The sequence below is a fragment of the Rhizobium sp. BK289 genome (assembly GCF_014193575.1).
GTDB lineage: Bacteria > Pseudomonadota > Alphaproteobacteria > Rhizobiales > Rhizobiaceae > Rhizobium > Rhizobium tropici_C.
Genome location: NZ_JACHZO010000008.1, coordinates 148,253 through 168,159 on the forward strand (window position 1 = coordinate 148,253; position 19,907 = coordinate 168,159).

Annotated in this window: 21 protein-coding genes; 14 read left to right on the plus strand and 7 right to left on the minus strand. The window is 59.7% G+C overall.

The genetic code is table 11. From position 1 onward, the window contains the following. Positions 1–14: 14 nt before the first annotated feature. Positions 15–785: an SDR family oxidoreductase gene (locus FHT84_RS17230; RefSeq protein WP_112341109.1), complete on the minus strand. Its 771-nt coding sequence runs from the start codon at positions 783–785 to the stop codon at positions 15–17. 127 nt (positions 786–912) lie between these two features. Here FHT84_RS17230 and FHT84_RS17235 point away from each other — a divergent pair, with 127 nt between their 5' ends. Together FHT84_RS17235 and FHT84_RS17240 are read left to right on the plus strand one after the other, a co-directional pair. Further along, positions 913–1,722, plus strand: coding sequence for an IclR family transcriptional regulator (locus FHT84_RS17235; protein ID WP_112341110.1), 810 nt, complete (start codon positions 913–915; stop codon positions 1,720–1,722). A 324-nt stretch (positions 1,723–2,046) separates the two neighbouring features. Beyond that, on the plus strand, positions 2,047–2,784 hold the full coding sequence (locus FHT84_RS17240; RefSeq protein ID WP_183763327.1) for a LuxR family transcriptional regulator: 738 nt from the start codon (positions 2,047–2,049) through the stop codon (positions 2,782–2,784). Here the strand turns inward: FHT84_RS17240 and FHT84_RS17245 are convergent. Then, on the minus strand, positions 2,761–2,925 hold the full coding sequence (locus FHT84_RS17245; RefSeq protein WP_162737087.1) for a hypothetical protein: 165 nt from the start codon (positions 2,923–2,925) through the stop codon (positions 2,761–2,763). The two genes, FHT84_RS17240 and FHT84_RS17245, sit on opposite strands and share 24 nt — an antisense overlap. A gap of 512 nt (positions 2,926–3,437) precedes the next feature. On the opposite strand from FHT84_RS17245, the gene apbC reads away from it, so the two are divergent. The 10 genes from apbC to FHT84_RS17295 all read left to right on the plus strand — a co-directional run bounded on the left by apbC (position 3,438) and on the right by FHT84_RS17295 (position 13,282). Beyond that, positions 3,438–4,586: an iron-sulfur cluster carrier protein ApbC gene (gene apbC / locus FHT84_RS17250; protein ID WP_112341111.1), complete on the plus strand. Its 1,149-nt coding sequence runs from the start codon at positions 3,438–3,440 to the stop codon at positions 4,584–4,586. Between the two features lie 414 nt (positions 4,587–5,000). Then, positions 5,001–5,978, plus strand: coding sequence for a magnesium transporter CorA family protein (locus tag FHT84_RS17255; protein ID WP_112341112.1), 978 nt, complete (start codon positions 5,001–5,003; stop codon positions 5,976–5,978). Positions 5,979–5,995: 17 nt separating this feature from the next. Next, positions 5,996–7,897, plus strand: a complete 1,902-nt coding sequence (locus FHT84_RS17260; protein ID WP_112341113.1) for a potassium transporter Kup — start codon at positions 5,996–5,998, stop codon at positions 7,895–7,897. A gap of 192 nt (positions 7,898–8,089) precedes the next feature. After that, positions 8,090–9,268: a cell wall hydrolase gene (locus tag FHT84_RS17265; protein WP_112341114.1), complete on the plus strand. Its 1,179-nt coding sequence runs from the start codon at positions 8,090–8,092 to the stop codon at positions 9,266–9,268. A 309-nt stretch (positions 9,269–9,577) separates the two neighbouring features. After that, complete coding sequence (locus tag FHT84_RS17270) at positions 9,578–9,922, plus strand: AtpZ/AtpI family protein (RefSeq protein ID WP_112341243.1); 345 nt, start codon at positions 9,578–9,580, stop codon at positions 9,920–9,922. A gap of 78 nt (positions 9,923–10,000) precedes the next feature. Next, a complete protein-coding gene (locus FHT84_RS17275) occupies positions 10,001–10,753 on the plus strand; it encodes a F0F1 ATP synthase subunit A (protein WP_112341244.1) in 753 nt (250 codons plus the stop codon). Between the two features lie 66 nt (positions 10,754–10,819). After that, positions 10,820–11,047, plus strand: coding sequence for a F0F1 ATP synthase subunit C (locus FHT84_RS17280; RefSeq protein WP_015338972.1), 228 nt, complete (start codon positions 10,820–10,822; stop codon positions 11,045–11,047). A 78-nt stretch (positions 11,048–11,125) separates the two neighbouring features. Then, the gene (locus tag FHT84_RS17285) at positions 11,126–11,719 is read left to right on the plus strand and encodes a F0F1 ATP synthase subunit B (RefSeq protein ID WP_112341115.1); all 594 of its coding nucleotides are present in this window, start codon (positions 11,126–11,128) and stop codon (positions 11,717–11,719) included. A 3-nt stretch (positions 11,720–11,722) separates the two neighbouring features. Further along, a complete protein-coding gene (locus FHT84_RS17290) occupies positions 11,723–12,214 on the plus strand; it encodes a F0F1 ATP synthase subunit B (protein WP_112341116.1) in 492 nt (163 codons plus the stop codon). A gap of 303 nt (positions 12,215–12,517) precedes the next feature. Continuing rightward, complete coding sequence (locus FHT84_RS17295) at positions 12,518–13,282, plus strand: phosphotransferase (RefSeq protein WP_112341117.1); 765 nt, start codon at positions 12,518–12,520, stop codon at positions 13,280–13,282. A 4-nt stretch (positions 13,283–13,286) separates the two neighbouring features. Here the strand turns inward: FHT84_RS17295 and FHT84_RS17300 are convergent, their stop codons facing one another. Then, positions 13,287–13,946 carry a ribonuclease HII gene (locus tag FHT84_RS17300; RefSeq protein ID WP_112341118.1) on the minus strand — a complete coding sequence of 220 codons (660 nt, stop codon included), beginning with the start codon at positions 13,944–13,946 and terminating at the stop codon, positions 13,287–13,289. A 104-nt stretch (positions 13,947–14,050) separates the two neighbouring features. Continuing rightward, positions 14,051–15,208, minus strand: a complete 1,158-nt coding sequence (locus tag FHT84_RS17305) for a PA0069 family radical SAM protein (RefSeq protein WP_112341119.1) — start codon at positions 15,206–15,208, stop codon at positions 14,051–14,053. A gap of 240 nt (positions 15,209–15,448) precedes the next feature. Here FHT84_RS17305 and FHT84_RS17310 point away from each other — a divergent pair, with 240 nt between their 5' ends. Continuing rightward, positions 15,449–15,967: a glycosyl transferase gene (locus FHT84_RS17310; protein WP_112341120.1), complete on the plus strand. Its 519-nt coding sequence runs from the start codon at positions 15,449–15,451 to the stop codon at positions 15,965–15,967. A 178-nt stretch (positions 15,968–16,145) separates the two neighbouring features. After that, positions 16,146–16,460: a hypothetical protein gene (locus tag FHT84_RS17315; protein ID WP_112341121.1), complete on the plus strand. Its 315-nt coding sequence runs from the start codon at positions 16,146–16,148 to the stop codon at positions 16,458–16,460. A gap of 21 nt (positions 16,461–16,481) precedes the next feature. Here FHT84_RS17315 and moaB read toward each other — a convergent pair whose 3' ends face one another. From moaB to FHT84_RS17330, 3 genes are read right to left on the minus strand one after another with little or no spacing between them, the layout of a single operon-like run. After that, positions 16,482–17,036 (minus strand): molybdenum cofactor biosynthesis protein B, encoded by a 555-nt coding sequence (gene moaB / locus FHT84_RS17320; RefSeq protein ID WP_112341122.1) that lies wholly within the window; start codon positions 17,034–17,036, stop codon positions 16,482–16,484. Next, complete coding sequence (locus FHT84_RS17325; protein WP_112341123.1) at positions 17,036–17,950, minus strand: 4-(cytidine 5'-diphospho)-2-C-methyl-D-erythritol kinase; 915 nt, start codon at positions 17,948–17,950, stop codon at positions 17,036–17,038. The genes moaB and FHT84_RS17325 overlap by 1 nt, the downstream gene beginning before the upstream one ends. A gap of 8 nt (positions 17,951–17,958) precedes the next feature. Beyond that, positions 17,959–19,818, minus strand: a complete 1,860-nt coding sequence (locus tag FHT84_RS17330; protein WP_112341124.1) for a tetratricopeptide repeat protein — start codon at positions 19,816–19,818, stop codon at positions 17,959–17,961. Between the last annotated feature and the right edge of the window lie 89 nt (positions 19,819–19,907).

A 19,907-nucleotide genomic window follows, 5' to 3' on the forward strand; every position in this document is an offset into this window, starting at 1 on the left:
TCCAAAGTCTTTCGTTAGTAGATGCCGCCATCGACGGTGATGGCTTGTCCGGTCATGCCGCCCGAGCAGTCGGACGCCAGGAAAAGCACCGGTCCCACCAGATCGTCGGCGCTCAGCACGCGCTTGAGGCATTGCCGATCGATCGTCTCCGCCATTCCCTCTTCCGTCAGCCAGAGGTCGAGCTGCCGCTTGGTCACGACCATTCCGGGCAGGACGGCATTGACCCGAACGTTCTCAGGGCCGAAGCGCCCGGCAAAGCTCTTGGTCAGCCCGAGGATGCCGGACTTCGCTGCGGCGTAGGAAGACAGCTGCGGCGGACTGGTCTTGAAGACGATCGAGGAAAAATTGATGATTGCGCCGCCGCCGGCGGCCCGCATGCCGGGGACCGCCGCCTGCGAGACGAAGAAGACCTGTTTAAGGTTGATCGCCTGGTTGTTGTCCCAATATTCCTCGGTCGTTGTGTCGATATCGTGCCGATCGTCCCAGGCTGCGTTGTTGACGAGGACGCGGATTGGGCCGAGATCGGATTCGACCGCCGCGACCGTGCTTTTGATAGCGCCGACATCGCGCAGGTCGGCATGATAGAAGATGACAGGATGGGCGGATTCCGTCGAAAGCTTGGCAGCCAGCGCCCTGCTCGGTTCCTCCGCAACGTCGATGAAGGCAACCTTCGCACTTTGCTTGGCGAAACCCTCTACAAGTGCCGCACCGATGCCGGAGCCGCCGCCGGTGACGAGTACGGTTCGATCCTTCAGATCGGGAAATTGCGCGTGCGTTTCAACCAAGATCTCTCCTCCGAGATGGATTATCATGTTCCATATAGTGGAACAAAATTTGACTATATGGAATTATCGGATTACCCTTCCATCGTGTCAAGGATAACGCTGCAGTGCCAGCGATAAATGGAAGGGCATGGATCTGAATACAGAAGGCGTGAAAGCGAATGGCCGCCGCGACCGGGAAACCGGAACGCTTGGGAAACTCGTCGCGCTGCTCGATCTCGTTGCGCTTGCCGATGGCCCCATGCGCTTTACCGATATTCTTTCGCTGTCAGATCAGCCGCGCGGCACGCTGCATCGCCAATTGTCGCATCTCGTCGAGGAGGGGCTTCTGGAGGTCGATCGCGGCGGTCGATATCTCATCGGTCTCAGACTTTTGACGCTTGCCTCGCGCAGCTGGGCGCGCAACGAATTTCGCTCTGTTGCCGAGCCGCATTTGCAACGCCTGCACGACGTCACCTGCGAAACTGTGCATCTCGGCGTTCTGCATGGGGCGGAGGTCATCTATCTCGACAAGGTGGAGGGACGGCAGTCCATTCGCATGTATTCGCAGATCGGCAATGCCTCGCCGGCCTATTGTACCGGCGTCGGCAAGGCGGCGCTTTCCGCGCTCGACGATGCCGATCTTGCAATCCGGATCGCCGGTATCGGATTTCATCCCTATACGGAGCAGACGCTTCGCAATGCCGGAGAGCTGCTCTCGGATATTTCCGAGGTCAGGCGGCGCGGCTATGCGTTCGATCTCGAGGAACACGAAAGGGGCATATGCTGCGTTGCCGCGCCGATCCGCTCGGATGATGGTCATATGCTGGCCGGTATCTCGGTCACCGGACCGGCCTATCGCGTCACGCCGCAGAGCTTGCAGGCATGGGCGCCCCTCGTTGTGGCGGCAGCTGATTCGATCATGATGGATATGCGCAATCGCATGGGCCCGAAACGCTAGTTCCGCAAATTCTCGGCCCGGCCGTTACGGTCTTATCAATTTTAATGCTGGCAATGCCGGACTTTAGCCAAATTGCCCGTTAATCTTGAATTTTACTGTTGAGATATGCGTAAGAGCTGCCATTATCCGTGAATGATTGCTGGAGTCATCGAGGATTTGGCCAGATTATGACCGGACGACATAGTAACGATCGTTGAAGCTGCCACGAATTTCGAAAACTTATATTTCGGCGGGTGCCAGATATCGGCGCCGGTGCGTTAATCGCTGGGGGGCAAGATACGGAAATTCCGTATTTTTTTCCTCTTTTACTAAAGAAGACTGATGATGGCGGCATTGGTACAGGCGGGAACACCCCCTCGTGGCGAGGATTATATCGAGGAAATCGGCAGGCTGAAGACTCAGTTTGATGTGTTCCGTTTCATGAAGGGGCTGACCGAGGCCTATCGCTGCCGTGCTTTCATGGTACTCAATTTACCGCCGATTACCTCTTTCGAACTTCAGAGCAATTCGGTGATCAACAATTGGCCGGCTGAACTACTGTCGATTTACGATCAGGAAGGGCTGCTGCCGACCAGCCCCGCATTGATGCGCTTGCGCAACTCCACACTTCCCTTTGTCTATGAGGTGGTGGCGGGCCCCGATCGCGATGCCGGCAAATCGCAGCTCGTCGTCACCTTGTTCGAGCGTTTTCGCATGACGCGTTTCCTTTACCTGCCGACCCACGATGCCTCCGGTCTTCGGGGTGCAGTCTCCCTGGCGGGTGATCGCGATCTCTTTTCATCCGAGGAGATCAAGGATCTTTCCTACATTGCCATCCATGTCTTCGATCGGCTCGCTGAGATCCGCAATCTCGACGTTCGCGTCGTTGACGCCCTTACCGATCGTGAGATCGACTGCCTGATTTGGACGGCGGCGGGAAAGACGAGTGCGGAAATAGCCGAAATCCTGTCTCTATCCGAACATACGGTCAATCATTACCTCAACCGGGCTACCAAGAAGCTCGACACTGTCAACCGCACGCAGGCCGTTGCCAAGGCCCTACGTGTCGGTCTGATCAAGTAATCCTTGTGCGTTCGCGGAGATGCCGCCGTCAGTTTTAAGTGCGGGCAGGACGCGGCCTATTGACCGCAATTCGGGCAGTTCCTGAATGAATTTTGTGCGTTGCGAATAAAATATGACGAGGAACATCGGCGCATCGGTCATGTCAAGTCCATCAGTTCCTCGCCAAGCCACTGAAATAGTGCGATTTTTTTAACTCCGCGAAAACTGGCATGCTTCCTGCTTGTTAAATGGCAGAGGTCCAGAGGGGACTTTGATAACAGCGCCGATGAAACGGGCGCGGATCAAACGACCGTCGCCGATGCTGTTGCCATAGCTTCCCAGGCAAAGGGTGTCGGCGGCGGTTGTTGCCTATTTGGCACGCTCACAAAGATCGAAGCCGCCGATGAGGCGATTTTTCCCACCTTGCCCTATTCCTTCCAAGCGATTGCTCTATGCCGACCGGCGAACGTCTGTCCGTGTTGGGAGACCGTTGCGGCTGGTGGGGTCATAGATGGACCCGGCGGACCTGCCGGCCGCAACGAAGGCGCTTTTTATCGGCAGCGCCTTGAATTTCGTTTGGCGAAGTCCCGCCGCTCTACTATCTAAACCAGAAAGATTTCAGGAAGTGCGGGCAGATGCTGCGCTCCGGATGAAGATCGTGCAGTGAGGATGGAATGGCAGATATCACCAAGGAACAGGTGCTGGAAACGTTGAAGACGGTTCGCGGCCCGGACCTGGAGCACAATATCGTCGAACTCGGTATGGTGTCGGATGTCTTCATTTCCGACGGCAAGGTCTATTTCTCCATTACTGTTCCTGCCGAGCGCGCCAAGGATCTCGAGCCGATGCGGCTCGCGGCCGAGCGCGTCATCAAGGAAATGCCCGGAGTGAAGGGCGCCCTGGTCGCTTTGACCGCCGACAAGAAGGCCGGTGCACCCGTCGCCCGGCCGGCACCGGCGCAAGCTGCCCCGCATGGCCACTCCCATCCGCATGGTCAGCAACAACCGCCTCGCGCCGCCAAGATCGGCGTGCCCGGAGTGAAGGCCATCATCGCGGTTGCTTCGGGCAAGGGCGGCGTCGGCAAATCGACGACGGCGGTCAATCTCGCCTTGGGCCTGCTGGCCAACGGCCTGCGCGTCGGCATTCTGGATGCCGATATCTATGGCCCTTCGATGCCGCGCCTCCTGAAGATTTCTGGGCGCCCCACCCAGATCGACGGCCGCATCATCAATCCCATGGAGAATTATGGCCTCAAGGTCATGTCGATGGGGTTCCTCGTGGAGGAAGAAACCGCCATGATCTGGCGCGGGCCGATGGTGCAATCCGCGCTCCTGCAGATGCTGCGCGAAGTCGCCTGGGGCGAACTCGACGTCCTGGTGGTGGACATGCCGCCCGGCACGGGTGACGTGCAGCTGACCATGGCGCAGCAAGTGCCGCTTGCCGGCGCCGTCATCGTTTCGACGCCACAGGATCTCGCCTTGATCGATGCACGCAAGGGCCTGAACATGTTCCGCAAGGTCGAGGTTCCGGTCCTCGGCATCGTCGAGAACATGAGCTATTTCATCGCGCCGGACACCGGCGCCCGCTATGATATTTTCGGCCATGGCGGCGCGCGCAAGGAGGCCGAGCGCATCGGCGTGCCTTTCCTCGGCGAAGTACCGCTGACCATGGGCATTCGTGAAACCTCCGATGCCGGCACGCCGCTCGTCGCCGCCGAACCGAATGGGATCGTCGCGAATATTTATCGCGAGATTGCCGCCAAGGTTTGGAGGCAAGTGGAAGGCACACCACAGCGCGCTGCGCCATCGATCGTATTCGAATAATTTACAGAGACCTGTCTGCTTTCTGTATAGCGACGCATTGTCTTGTCGGCATCCTGTGCTATGACTTCGCAAGATCATCGAAACTGCGGTGAAATCGCGCAATGAAGAGGTTGTGACTTGATTCTTTGCGAGCTTTGCTGCATATGCGCCGCCGGCGTGGAACTGGTCGAGCATTTCCGATGACCGCCCTCCGCCGCATGGTGGTTTCATTTCGTCCGAGCAGGCGCCTCCGCCAGGACGGACGAAGGATTGGTACAGCAGCGCAATGGAACATGGACACGGATTCCCGGCCGGACCGGCGGGATACGACCGGGGTTTTATGAGCTTTTTTCATTGGCCATTGGTGGGATCGCGGCGAGTGCGCGCAAAGTGCCTCGACTTGAGTGCCGTTCCCGCTGCCGCGGGAGCAAGCAGTTGATAACTGCCTATTGCTCAGATTCCAAACCGCTTCAGCTCCCCGATCTCTCGGCCGCCGACCGATTGCCTGACAATGCCACCTGGATCGACATGGTCGATCCCACGCGCGAGGAAGAGGCCAATATCGAGCGCCTGCTTGGGTTCGAAGTGCCGACGCGCGAGGACATGAAGGATATAGAGCCTTCCAGCCGGCTTTACGTCGAGAACGGCTCGGTCTTTCTGACCGCTTCCCTGTTGTGGAAGGCCGATACCAATCTGCCGATGCTGACCGATGTCGCCTTCATTCTGACGGGACATCGGCTTGTCACCATCCGCTATGCGCAGCCCAAATCCTTCGCGTTGTTCATCGCGGCGCTGCAGCGCATTCCGCAGGAGCGGCGCACCGGTGTCGCGCTCCTAGCCAAACTTCTCGAAACCATCGTCGACCGTACAGCCGAGGTGCTTGAACAGACCGTCTCCGGTATCGATATATTGTCGGTGCACGTGTTCGGCGATCGCGTAAAGAAGATCCGCCGCCCGGCGAACTATCTGGAAGAAAAGCTCAAGGACATCGCAGGCTATCACCGTACGCTCAGTAAGGTACGCGACAGTCTGAGTTCGCTGTCCCGGCTGCTGACCTTCCTTCATACCATCCCCACCATGCAGCAGGACCGCGAGGCCAGGGAACTGTGTCGCAACGTCTCGCGGGATGTCCAGTCACTGTCGGAGCATGCATCCTTCGTCGCGGGAAACATCACCTTCCTGCTGGATGCGTCGCTCGGGCTGATCAATATCGAGCAGAATGCCATCATCAAGATCTTTTCGATCGCTTCCGTGGTGTTCCTGCCGCCGACGCTTGTGGCGTCCGTTTACGGCATGAATTTCGAGCATATGCCCGAGCTGCATTTCGCCTACGGCTACCCGGCATCGTTGTTGTTGATGGTGGTTTCCGCCATCGTTCCGTTTTTCTTTTTTCGCTGGAAAGGCTGGCTCTGAGAGTCTAGTGATCCTGAATGTCTAACGAAAACCATCATTCTCCCGACGGGAAAATGAACGCTCGTAAGCTCGCATACCTCGCCCTCGGTTCGGTCGGCGTGGTTTATGGCGATATCGGCACGAGCCCCCTCTATGCCTTTCGCGAAGCACTGAAGCCGGTAGCCGCTGACGGTTTGACGCGCGGCGAAGTCATCAGCGTCGTCTCGCTGATGTTCTGGACGCTGACGATCATCGTCACGATCAAATATGTTCTTTTTCTGCTTCGCGCAGACAATGACGGTGAAGGCGGCACGCTGTCGCTGCTGGCGCTGTTGATGAAGACGGCTAACGGCCATACCGCCATTCTGATGCTCCTCGGCCTGCTGGGTGCCGCGCTCTTCCTCGGTGATGCGATGATCACCCCGGCGCTTTCGGTTCTTTCGGCCGTCGAAGGCCTGAAGCTGGTCACCCCGCAGCTGTCAGACTATATCGTCCCCATATCGGTTGCCATCCTGGCGCTGCTTTTTGCGATCCAGTCGCACGGCACCGGTGCCGTCGCCCGTTTCTTCGGCCCGATCACGGCTCTCTGGTTCATCGTCATGGGCCTTGTCGGCATCATGCATATTTCCGATGATTACAGCATCCTGGCAGCGCTCAATCCCTGGTATGCGGTGAACTTCCTCATGCGGGAAGGTTTCCTTGGCGTCGTGGTGCTCGGCGCGGTGTTCCTCACGGTCACCGGTGCGGAGGCCCTCTATGCCGACCTCGGCCATTTCGGCCGCCGTCCGATCCAGTGGGCCTGGTTCGTACTGGTGTTCCCGTCGCTGACGTTGAATTACTTCGGCCAGGGCGCTCTCGTGCTGCGTGAGCCCATGGCCATGTCCGATCCGTTCTTCCTGATGTATCCGCATTGGGCGATCCTGCCGGTGGTCATTCTCGCCACCATGGCGACAATCATCGCCAGCCAGGCCGTCATCACGGGCGCCTTCTCGCTCACGCGCCAGGCCATCCATCTCGGCTTCCTGCCGCGCATGGAAATCCTGTTCACCTCCGAGACCAATACCGGCCAGATCTTCCTGCCGTCGGTCAACACCGTCCTGTTCTTCGGCGTCATCTTCCTGGTCCTGGCCTTCAAGACTTCGGACGCCCTTGCCACGGCCTATGGTATCTCGGTTACCGGTGCGATGGTCGTCACCTCGATCATGGCCTTCGAATTCGTTCGTGTTCGCTGGAACTGGACGCTGCCCATGGCCGTTGCCGTGCTGACGCCGCTGCTGTTGCTGGAATTCGTCTTCCTCGGCGCCAATCTGATCAAGATTCATGATGGCGGCTACGTTCCGGTGCTGATCGCAACCGCGTTCACCGTCATCATGTGGACCTGGCGCCGTGGCACGGCGATCCTGATGGAAAAGACGCGGCACACCGATATCCCGCTGTCATCCTTCGTGAGCTCGATCGAGCGCAAGAGCGACCATTCGCCCGCCCACGTGCCTGGTACCGCGATCTTCCTGACCAGCGATCCGGAATCCGCACCGGCCGCGCTGCTGCATAATCTGAAGCACAATCACGTCCTGCACGACAAGAACGTGATCCTGACGATCCGCACCACCAACAAGCCGCGTGTCCTCCAGGAGGACCGCTATTCGGTCGAAAAGGTTTCCGATCGCTTCTCGCGCGTCGAGCTGCGCTTCGGCTTCATGGAATCGCAGAACGTCTCCCAGGCGCTCGCGACCTTGCGCAAGACCGGTTTGAAATTCGACATCATGTCGACCTCCTTCTACCTCGGTCGCCGCAAGCTCGTGCCGGATGCCAAATCGGGCATGCCGCACTGGCAGGACCGGCTTTACATCGCGCTTGCCAACGCCGCGACCGATCCTTCAGACTACTTCCGCCTGCCCGCCAACCGCGTGGTGGAACTGGGCTCGCACGTCATCATCTGACGCGAATGCCATAGCTTTCCCTTCAAAGGCCCGGTGGATGTCCGCAGGGCCTTTTCTCTTGTGCTCGGAAGTTTCTCTTGTGCTGGGAAGTCTGCCGGATTCACGATCACAGATTTGCCTGAATTAACCATCCATCAAGGTTAATGGGAGATTATTCGGCTCCTGGTTTCGAGTGCCGTTTGGAGTCCGGTGTTGTCTCGCTCGCGTTATGTCAGCCGAAAATTGAGTTTTTTGCCGAAAAACTGGACTTCGCCGGCCGTCTTCGGGCTCTGTGCCTGGCTGATCTTCCCATCTCCAGCCGCCTATGGCGATCTCGCGGGTCTGCTTGCGGGTATCGACAGGGAGGGGGCGAATTGGCGCATGGTGATGACCGCATCGCCGGCCGGCTCCACCCATCAGGCGGAACTTGCCTTCGGCGATGCCAAGACGGCGGCCGCGGTGGGCGATGGCGGCCTGGTGCTGCCGGACGGGCGGCGGGTCGCATTCCAGTCGGAACAAAAAGGCAGCGATCCCAGACCGGATGAGGAGCGGATCAACCGCCAGGACAAGAAAGGCCGCGTCGTTGCCATAGCGCCGATGCAGCCGCCGAAGGATTTTTCCGCGGGCTCGGTATTGGATCGGCAAAGCATGCTGTTTCGGCCGGAATCCGATACCGGTGAGCGCACCGCCTTCCTGAAGCCGAAGCTCGACGGCAAGGAAATCCAGATCGCCACTGCCTTCTACAAGAAGCAGCCGCCGAAGCCGGACGATAGCGTGCCGGCCTATCTGGCAAACCTCATCACCAATCGGAATGCCGATGTCCTGGCGGCTGCCTATGCATCGCCGGCGCCGGACTATGCCCGTGTCTCGCCTTTCGATTCCATTCTTGCCAAGGATCAGGACGGCGAGGGCCGTTTCGTGCCGCAGATCGGACCGAAGGATCATCTATGGGCAGCCAATGTCCTGCCGCCCTCGGTCTTCTCGTCGGATGAGCAGCAGTGCCTTGCGACCGGCATCTATTTCGAGGCGCGCGGCGAGTCCGTGAAGGGGCAGGCGGCCGTCGCCCAGGTCATCCTCAATCGCGTCCGCAATCCCGCCTATCCCAAAACCATCTGCGGCGTCGTCTATCAGAATGAGGATTGGACCAATGCCTGCCAGTTCTCCTTCGCCTGCGACAACGTCAAGGATCGGGTCAATTCGCCGGAACACTGGCGCATCGCCCGTCAGGTCGCGATGGCCGTGACGGCTGGCAAGATCTGGCTGCCGGAAGTCGGCTCGGCCACTCACTACCATGCCGTCTACGTTCGGCCGAGATGGGCGGCCGAGATGGTGAAGGTCGGCCGCATCGGCATGCATATCTTTTACCGCACATATGGCGGCGGCTGGAGCTGAGGCGTTCGAAGTTTGCGGATTGGCCCTGAGGAGTGCCGTGGTGGCTGGCAAAAAGGCCACAGAAAAGCATGGGCTGAAGAGGATTCTTCCGCTCAGTTTTCGGTCAATATGGCTCTTTCACTCTAAACTCATGATTTAATTGGGCTAATTTATGGCTGGACAGATGTCGTCTACGCCTTGACTATGCTTTTTCCTAAAACTATGTTGCGCGCGACTTCAAAACGGGCCGAAAGGTGGCGAAACCTGCCGTTCGTTTACGCGTTGACCGGGGATAGGGATTACGCGCAGCGAAATGGGGAGGACGTTATCATGACGGATGACCGCGACGAGGGTCTGGAACAGCGGCGAGCGCAGTTGGGAGCCGAATTGGCGAACAAGCGCGCTGCGGTGAGAGAGGGTGAACGCGAGGAGGTTCGCGCTGAGGAGAGCCGTAAGGGTTATGCTCAGGCGATGAAGCTTTCCAGTGAGTTCATAGCTGCGATCATCGTTGGTGTCGTTCTGGGCTATGTCTTCGACCGTTTTATCGGTACGACGCCGTGGGGCATGATTATTTTTCTGCTTCTCGGATTCTGTGCCGGCGTGCTGAATGTGCTGCGCTCTGCGGGCAAGGTGGCGACACCGGTGCCGGGCGAGGGTGGGCACGATAAGAAATGAGCGGAAGCAACGCTGCGGCGCTGTTTCCAGATGAGAAGCATCCGCTCGGTGGAGCGGAAAAATGAAAGAGAACAAGCGGTGGCAAACGATCCTACCCATCAGTTCCTGATCTTCAAGATTATCCCGATCGATATCGGCGGAATTGATTTTTCGTTCACCAACGCCTCCCTGTTCATGGTTGCTTCCGCAGTGCTCTCCGCGGGTTTCCTTTATTTCGCCAGTGCGCCGCGCGGCGTCATCCCGACGCGCTCGCAGTCGGTGGCGGAAATGGCCTATGAGTTCATCGCCTCGATGTTGAAAGAAGGGGCGGGGACAAAGGGAATGAAGTTCTTCCCGCTGGTCTTCTCTCTCTTCATGTTCGTCCTGACGGCGAACCTGCTCGGCCTCGTTCCTTACTTCTACACCGTCACCAGCCAGATCATCGTGACGCTGGCGCTCGCACTGCTCGTCATCTTCACCGTTATTTTCTATGGCTTGATCAAGCACGGCTTCGGCTTCTTCAAGATCTTCGTTCCTGAGGGTGTTCCGGGAGTTCTCTTGCCGCTGGTGGTGGCGATCGAGATCATCTCCTTCCTGTCCCGTCCGGTTTCGCTCTCCGTTCGTCTTTTCGCCAACATGCTGGCAGGTCATATCACGCTCAAGGTGTTCGCAGGCTTCGTCGCCTCGCTCGGAGCACTCGGCGCGCTTGGTATCGGCGGAGCTGTTCTTCCTCTTATCATGACCGTCGCCCTCACCGGTCTCGAGTTCCTTGTCGCCTTCCTTCAGGCTTACGTCTTTGCGGTGCTGACTTGCATGTACCTCAACGACGCAATCCATCCGGGCGGCCACTAAGGATAAAGACATTGGCGTCTAACGGCGTCAGTCATTCACCGCACAACCATTTCAAAGGAGTTCAACATGGACGCGGAAGCAGCAAAGTTCATCGGCGCAGGTTTGGCTTGCTTTGGTATGGCCGGCACGGCTCTCGGCCTCGGCAATATCTTCGGCAGCTACCTGTCCGGCGCACTGCGCAACCCGTCGGCTGCTGACAGCCAGTTCGGCCGTCTGGTATTCGGCTTCGCCGTTACGGAAGCTCTGGGCATCTTCTCGCTGCTCGTCGCTCTCCTCCTGCTCTTCGCCGTCTGATATCAGCGGCGTCATAGATCACGGTTCGCGGGCAGCGAGCCGTGATTCTTTGTATTTGCAGACCACCTGGAGGTGAGCATGTTTGTGACCCCGGCATATGCTGAAGAAGCACCGCCGGCCGCCGGAGCGGTGCACACGGAAACGGGTGCGCCGAATGAAGGCCATCACGGCGGCGTATTCCCGCCGTTTGACCATACGACGTATCCGTCACAGCTGTTTTGGCTGGTGATCACCTTCGTCATCTTCTACGTGGCCATGCAGAAGATCGTTATTCCGCGCGTCGGCAGCATTCTGGAAAGCCGGCACGACCGGATCGCCCAGGATATCGAAGAGGCCTCGCGTCTGAAGGCTGAAGCCGATGCCGCCGTTGCGACCTATGAAAGCGAATTGGCCGCTGCGCGCGCCAAGGCGAATTCCATCGGCGCCACTGCCCGCGATGCCGCCAAGGCCAAGGCCGAAGAGGATCGCAAGGCGATCGAGGCGAGCCTGGCTGAGAAGCTCAAGGCCGCAGAAGGCCGCATTGCTGAAATCAAGGCGAAAGCCTTCGGCGATGTCGGTGCGATTGCCGAGGAGACGGCTGGTGCCGTCGTCGAGCAGCTGGTTGGCAATGTCGCCGGCAAGGCCGATGTCGCCTCCGCGGTTGCAGCAGCTGCCGCCAAGCAGGAGGGCTGATCCATGGAATTCGCTTTCGACAACACTTTCTTCGCGTTTGTCAGCCTTCTCATCTTCCTCGGCCTGATCGTTTACCTGAAGGTTCCGGGCATGATGGCGAAGTCTCTGGACGACCGCGCCGACCAGATCCGCAACGAACTCGCTGAAGCCAAGCGCCTGCGTGAAGAGGCCCAGCATCTGCTGGCCGAATATCAGCGCAAGCGCAAGGAAGCAGAAGCTGAAGCCGCGAATATCGTCGCCGCAGCCGAGCGCGAAGCCGATATGCTGACGACGGAAGCCCGCAAGAAGACGGAGGAATTCGTCGCCAACCGCACGGCACTCTCCGAGCAGAAGATCAAGCAGGCTGAAGCCGATGCGATGAAGGCGGTTCGTTCCGCCGCCGTCGACCTGGCGATCGCCGCTGCTGAATCGGTGCTTGCGAAGAAGGCCGATGGAAGCATCCAGTCCGGTCTCTTCAACGATGCCGTCAAGGAAGTGAAGACGCGGCTGAACTGACGCGTTCGGAATATCGAATTTGGAAAACCCCGCTTCGGCGGGGTTTTTTGTTGGTGGGAGGACATGCTATCACAGAGCGGCTTCCCGTCGCATGAGCCCGGTTCAACGTGCAGTTTTGCGCAGGAGAGCAGCCCCTTATGATGGGATGCCGCAGGCTCTTGAGCCGCCGAAGGGACCGGAGCCTCGAACCACGGGGTGCTGAAGCAATGCGGTCAAATCCCCGTTAATCGTGGCCATCCGATTTCTCGCAGATTGATCGTTGCCGCAACGAACGGCAAGATCAGGAAATGAGGGGGAGGACAGATGCAGCCCACAATGGACGAAGAGCCGTTTCGCCAGGACGATCTTATCGTGCGGCCCGTTCGCCCTTGGACACCCGGCGTCCATGCGCTATTGGCTTCCCTGCCGCTGCATGGCTTTGATGCCGCCCCGAAGCCGGACGGATTTGACGACGTCTGGGAGAGAGTGACCTATCTGCCTGGTGCCACGGGCGATCTCGGCGACTGTGCCGAGATGCGCTCGAAGCAGATCCTGCAATCGGCCGCGCGATTGCTGCGCCGCTATCATCATAGTTCGGCGCTGGTCTTGCGCGATCTTACTGTGGCTTGGCCGTGGCAGCTGCCACCCCGTCTGCCGTCCGAGGTCATCTGCCACGGCGATTTCGCACCCTATAATGTCGTTTTGAACGACGGCGAGGTGATCGGGATTATCGATTTCGAAGCCGCCCATCCCGGTCCGCGGATTTGGGACCTGGCCTATGCCGTTTATCGCTGGGCGCCATTGTCCTCAAGCGTGGCGGTGGAGGGATTGGATAGCCTTGCCACCCAGATCCAGCGTGCGCGCCTCTTCGTCGACGCCTACGGGCTACCGGTTTCCGAGCGTAGTTCGCTTCCGGCGGGCATTATCGAACGGCTCGAAGCGCTACTCGCCTTCATGGAACGGGAAGCTGCACGCGGCATTGAGAGATATCGCCGGAACCTGCAGGATGGTCATGATCGCATCTATAGGGAAGACATTGCCTATATCACGAAATGGTCGCCGGAGATCGTCGCAGGACTGAGGAATTGAGACCTCAGACGGCTTCCTTCTTGAGTGGGCGGAAGCTCATGCGATGCAGCGAGCAGGGGCCGTGTTGCTCGATGCCGGCGCGATGCTGCGGCGTGCCATAGCCGGCATGGGCGGCAAAGCCATAGGCAGGAAAGACGACGCCTGCGCGGGCCATCATCCGGTCGCGGGTCACTTTGGCGACAATCGATGCGGCGGCGATGGAGAAGGAGCGCGCGTCTCCCTTGACCACGGCTTTCCCGGGGCAGGCGAGCCCAGCCGGCACATCGAGCCCATCGGTCAGCACGTAGCTTGCCGGCACCGCCAGCCCGCAAATGGCGCGTCGCATCGCATCCAGGCTTGCCTTGCGGATATCGGTCGTGTCGATACGGGTCGCGCTGGATGAGGCGATGGAGATCGTCGCCGTCGCGAGGATCTCGACGAACAGTTCCTCGCGCCTGGCGGCTGTCAACTGCTTGGAATCGTTCAGCCCATTCGGAATGCGCTCGGGATCGAGGATGACGGCGGCAGCTACGACCGGCCCTGCAAGCGGGCCTCTGCCCACTTCGTCTGCTCCGGCAACGGGCCAATGTCCGGCACGCCGAGCGATCAATTCCAGCTCGAAGGTCGGGACGAGCGGGATGTCCTCGAATAACATTGGAGAATCGGGTGGTGTGCTGCGTAACATGCGGCGAAGCTCGCACACCACCCGATCTCCTGCAAGCCCCCGGTGGATCAGGGCGGCGAACCGGGGGCTTTTCCAGCGGGTACAGGGAAAACCCGCAAGGAATATCAGAGCAACGATAGCTGAACACCGCTGCCGTCAGGCGGCACGAACAGGTCATCGCGCAACGCGATATTGCGACGCGTGAGTTCGAGCCGGCGCGTTGCCATTTCGAAGCGGCGGCTGATTTGCCAGGCATAGGGGCCAGCGCCCTTCATGCGCTTGCCGAATTCGGCATCATAATCCTTGCCGCCGCGCATCGAGCGGATCAGCGACATCACATGGCGATAGCGATCCGGATAATGCTGCAGCAGCCAGTCGCGAAAGAGCGGGCTCACTTCCAGCGGCAGCCGCAAAATGACATAGCTTGCCTCCTGCGCGCCGGCCGCTTTGCCCGCGTCGAGGATGCGTTCGATTTCGTGATCGTTGAGCGCTGGAATGATCGGCGCCACCATGATCGCGGTGCGGATGCCGGCCTCGTTCAGAGCCTGGATCGCTTCCAGCCGCCGCGGCGGTGTCGCTGCCCGCGGCTCCATGGTGCGCGCGAGCTTCCGGTCGAGCGTCGTCACCGATACTCCCACCCGCACCAGGTTCTTGGCGGCCATGTCCTTCAGAATATCGATATCGCGCATGACCAGCGCCGACTTGGTGACGATGGCAACCGGGTGGTTTGCCCGATTCAGCACTTCGAGGATCTGCCGCATGATCCGCCATTCCTTCTCGATCGGTTGATAAGGGTCAGTATTGGTGCCGATGGCAATGACGCGGGGCTTGTAGCCGGGCTTTGCCAATTCACGCTCCAGAAGCTTGGCTGCATCCGGCTTGGCAAACAGCTTCGATTCGAAATCCAGCCCCGCCGACAGCCCCATATAGGCATGCGTCGGCCGCGCGAAGCAGTAGATGCAGCCATGCTCGCAACCGCGATAGGGATTGATGGAACGATCGAAGGAAATATCGGGGGATTCGTTGCGCGTGATCGCGGTGCGCGGCTTTTCCACCTGTACTTCGGTCTTGAAGGGTGGAAGCTCTTCCCATGTCTGCCAGCCGTCGTCGACGGTCTCACGCTGCTGCGGCTCGAACCGGCCGCTCGGGTTCAATCCGGCGCCGCGTCCGCGCCGGCGCTCCGCGTCGACCCTGAGACCGGCCTCGGTGATCAAAGCGTTGGCAACGTCTGCCGTATTGGCAGGCGCGAATGCGGCCTGCCCTGCAAGGGACTGCTCGTTCATCGGTAGCTCCAGGGCGGCTCATGCCATCGCATGCCGCGTCTAAGATGATTAAATTCCTATCCGACAAATGAGAACATTGCAAGAACAAAAATCCGGAATCACCATCTTCCGCTTCACGCGTTCGAGGCGCTGGTGAAGGAGGTGTCATGGTTTCGAGGTGGTGCATCAGGGTTTTCTTAAACGTTCCGGCCCGGGGGTTAGGTGCTGGCAATAAATTATGCGCCGCTTTATAAATGGGCAATGTTGACGGTCATCATGGAATGCCAGGATCACGAACCCGAGCTGGCGCAGACATTGGCGACATTGGTGGCAGGCGCGGTCGAAGGGCTGGTCTGCGATGTCGTCGTGCTCGATCACGGCTCCAGGGACGGCACTTCGCGAGTGGCGGATGCCGCCGGATGCCGTTTTTATTCGCAGTGGGATATCAAGGACATATTGCGTTCGGCGCGCGGTGACTGGCTGCTGCTGGTCGAGCCGGGTGCCCGGCCGCAGGCGGGCTGGATCGACGAGATCGCGGAATATGTCTCCCTGAACAAAGCCCCGGCACGCTTCACTGCGTCGCGCGGTTATCGCCGGCCCCTCCTTCAGCGCATTCGCAAGGGCACGCAGCCTTTGGAACTGGGATTGCTTTTGTCGAAGGCTCAGGCCATCGCGGCTGCCAGAACCGGCATGCGGCTGGCCGAATTCGCTAAAGGCCGCAAAGGCCGCAGCCTTTCAAGCGAGCTCATACCCTCGTGGGTGGCGCGGGCGGCACGATAGCACGTGGGTTTCGAGCCAGATTTCATTTGAAAAGCTGCAAATACCTGCGATAATTTTCCTGTGGCGGCACCTTACGCGTGTCGCGTCGGGCGGCCGACCATGAAGATGCCGATATGCGGCGGAGCAGGTCAGCGGCACACTCCTTGTCCGCCGGGATACCGGCGAAGGGAGGTGCGTCATGAAACGCACGATGCTTTACCGCCTCTTGTCCATGGCTCTCATGTCAAGTGCGATCCTTTTTCCCGGCGTTGCAGGTTCCCAGGCGATGCTGGTTTGCGCCCAGCGCTTCGATATCGTCGCCTTTCTTGGCGACAACCTTTCCGAAAAACTTTCGGCGGTCGGCAAGCTCGATCCCAATACGATCGTGGAGATCTACGCCGCTGAGAGCGGTAGCTGGACGCTGTTGATCACCGACGCCTCGGGGCGCAGCTGCATCATTCTCAGCGGCGATAATTGGGAATCAATTCCTGCCCTGCCAGGGCCGAAGGCATAGGAATGTCCGCGATGAGCAGATCTACTTGGAGACGGCGCCGCGCTTCAGATGCTCATCGAGGCGCGGCATGATCTCCACGAAATTGCAGGGCATATGGCGATAATCGAGCTGCGCCTTCAAAATGCCGTCCCAGGCATCCTTGCAGGCGCCGGGCGATCCCGGCAGCACGAAGATGAAGGTGGCATTGGCGACGCCGCCGGTCGCCCGCGACTGGATCGTCGCCGTGCCGATCTTGTCGTAGGAGATACGATGGAAGACCTCGGAGAAGCCGTCCATACGTTTCTCGAACAGCGGCTCCAGCGCTTCGGGCGTGACATCGCGGCCGGTGAAGCCGGTGCCGCCGGTAGTGATCACCACGTCGACCGCATCGTCTTTCGTCCAGGCTTCTACCTGCATGCGGATGCGCTCCTTGTCGTCAGGAACGATGGCGCGGGCCGCCAGCCTGTGGCCTGCTTCGGCAATGCGCGCGACAAGCGTATCGCCGGACTTGTCGTCTGCGAGCGTTCGCGTATCGGAAACGGTCAGCACGGCGATGCCGACGGGAATGAAGGATCTTTCGCTGACTGAACCTGCCATCATGCCTCTCCCGCAATCGTTTCCGTCACCTGGAAATACCAGTCCGGCTTCTGCCTGTGAAGCGAGGATGCAGCAGCCTTCGCCTGTTCGGCACTTTCGAAAATCCCGAAGCAGGTGGCCCCGGAGCCGGACATCCGGGTCACCATCGGCTGCTGGCTTTCGATCAGACCGGAAAGCACCGAAATCTCACCGCAGATCGAGCGCGCCGGCGGTTCGAGATCGTTGCGCAGGTTCCTGATCACCTTGATCCACTCGCTGGAGCCGCGCGGCATCTGTGTTGGAAACAGCAGCGGCGGATTGTCCTTGCGGGTGAGATGGCGAAATACATCCGGCGTGGAGACGCCGACGAGTGGATTGCCGAGAACTATCGGAAAGGAGGGGAATGCCGGCAGCAAGCCTATCGCCTCGCCGATCCCGCGCGCCACCAGCGGTTGGCTGGCAAGGCACATCGGCACATCGGCGCCAAGCTTCAAGGCGATGGCCGTGACCTTCTCGTCAGGTAGCGTGAGCTGCCATAACCGCATCAGTCCACGCAATGTCGCCGCCGCATCCGCCGAGCCGCCGCCGATGCCCGATGCGATCGGCAGGTTCTTTTCAAGATGGATATGAACGGCGGGTGCATCGAAGCCCGCCGCCTGTGCGGCCTGCCGCAGCAGATCGCGCGCCTTGAACACGAGATTGTCGCCAGCCTCGGCATCTGCCGACAGTAGTGGGCCGAAGCGCCCGGAAAGGCTGAACTCATCCTGCGCGCTTGCGCGGAATGCGACGCGATCACCATGGCGGGCAAAACTGACGAGCATGTCGAGCAGGTGATAGCCGTCGGCGCGGCGGCCGGTCACATGCAGCGCAAGATTGATCTTCGCGGGCGCTTCCTCCATGAGGTCGAAATCGCCCGCTGCCAAGACCGTATTCATGGGAAGTCTTAGGACTTCTTGTCGACCGGCGCCGGAGCGTTCGTGTCGGGCGAAGGCGCAGGCGCGGGATCGGGTAGCTTGCTCTTGTCGACGGTCTTCGGATCGTTATCGAGCACGGGCAGGCCCTTCTCGACCTTTTCCTTGATCTTCGGAATATCGGCTTCTTCCGGCTTCGAGGCGAGTGCGCGGTTCCACTGGTAGACGGCTTCGAGCTTGCGGTTCACACGCCAATAGGCGTCGCCCAGGTGGTCGTTGATCGTCGGATCGCCGGCCTTCAGCTGTGCCGCCCGTTCCAGCTCGTTCACCGCTTCGTCGAAGCGGTTCAGGCGGAAATAGGCCCAGCCGAGCGAGTCGACGATGTAGCCGTCATCCGGCTTCAGGTCGACGGCCTTCTTGATCATGTCCAGGCCCTGGTCGAGGTTCATGTTCATGTCGACCCAGGAATAGCCGAGATAGTTCAGCACCTGTGGCTGATCCGGGTTCAGTTCGAGCGCCTTCTTGAAGTTCGGCTCGGCTTCCGGCCACTTCTTCAGCCGCTCATAAGCGATGCCGCGCTGGAAGAACACGGCCCAATCGCTACGCTTCGGCACCGGGCCGATGATCTGTACGGCCTTGTCGTAGTTCTCGGCCATGGCCTGAAAATCCTTGGCGTCGGAAAGGACGCTGCCATAGGCAAGATAGCTGCGAACATCGTTGGGATCGGAATCGATCAACGCTTTCAGGTGTTTGCGAGCATCGTCGACCTTGCCGGACTGGGCAAGCGCAAGACCGAGCTGCAGCTCGGAAATGCGGGCCATCGGCGAATCATCAGGCACCTTCTTGTAGAAGGTGATGGCGCGATCGGTCTGCTCCTGCTTTTCGGCAAGTCCGCCGAGAAGAACCAGCGTATCGGCGGCCTTGGGATCGAGCGAATTGGCAATCTGCAGGTAGAGCGAGACCACGTCTTCGGCGCCGTCGCGGTTCAGTGCGGCGCCGATGGTGAAGAGCACGGCGGCCGCGCCCTGGCTCGCATTGGTGACCTGTTGGTCCGGCGTGTCGCCCTTGGCGATGCTGTCGCGCAGCGCATTCAGCGGTGCGTAGTTGCTGACGAGGTTGTCGCCGACCGAGATCGCATCCAGCGCCTTCTGCTTGTCGCCGGCCTTGGCTTCGAGCCGTGCAAGCGCCATGACCGCGCGCATGAAGGTATCGGGAGCCGTTGCACCGCCCGTCTTGTCGAGGATCGCATCGTTGAGATGCGAGCGTGCCGATTTGAGGTCACCCAATGTCAGCGCGATGGCTCCGGCATGATAGTTCTTGAAGATGTTGAACCAGTCCGGGCCCTTCATCTTGTCGATCATCGAGATCGCTTCCTTGCCGCGGCCAGATCCGGCCCGGGCCCAGGCGGAAAGCAGGTTGGTCATCATCCGGTCGAGATCGTTCGGACCGTTATATTTGAGGATTTCCTGCGCGGTGCGGTATTCGTGGCGACGGATGGCATCCATGCCGCGCACGATCGTGGTCACGCGCTCGACAGAGGGATCGCTTTTCAGCTCGTTGGCGTATTTGACGCCTTCTTCCAGATTGCCGTTGAGCAGCAGCGAGATCATCAGACGCTGGCGGATTTCGGAATTGCTGGGGTCGATCATCAGCGCCTTTTTATAAAGCGTGATGGCTGTGTCGTAGTCGTGATCGACATCGGCCGTGCGGGCAGCGAGAAACGCGCCTGCGAAGGTATCGACGCTATCGGGATCGAAAGCAACCGGAGCGCTGGCCTCCGGCGCTGTTGCTGCCGGCTTATCCTCCGCGCGCGCGCCAGTCAGGGCGGACACCGAAAGGATTGCCGCCAAGGCTACGCCCGAAAGGAAACGGATGGCAAGTCTCTGCCGCATTAGAAAGCCTTTCATCAAGGGAATGGCCGGCGAAGTCGCCGGCGGCACAACGCATTCGTGTCAACTGATTCACAACAGGATGGCTTTTT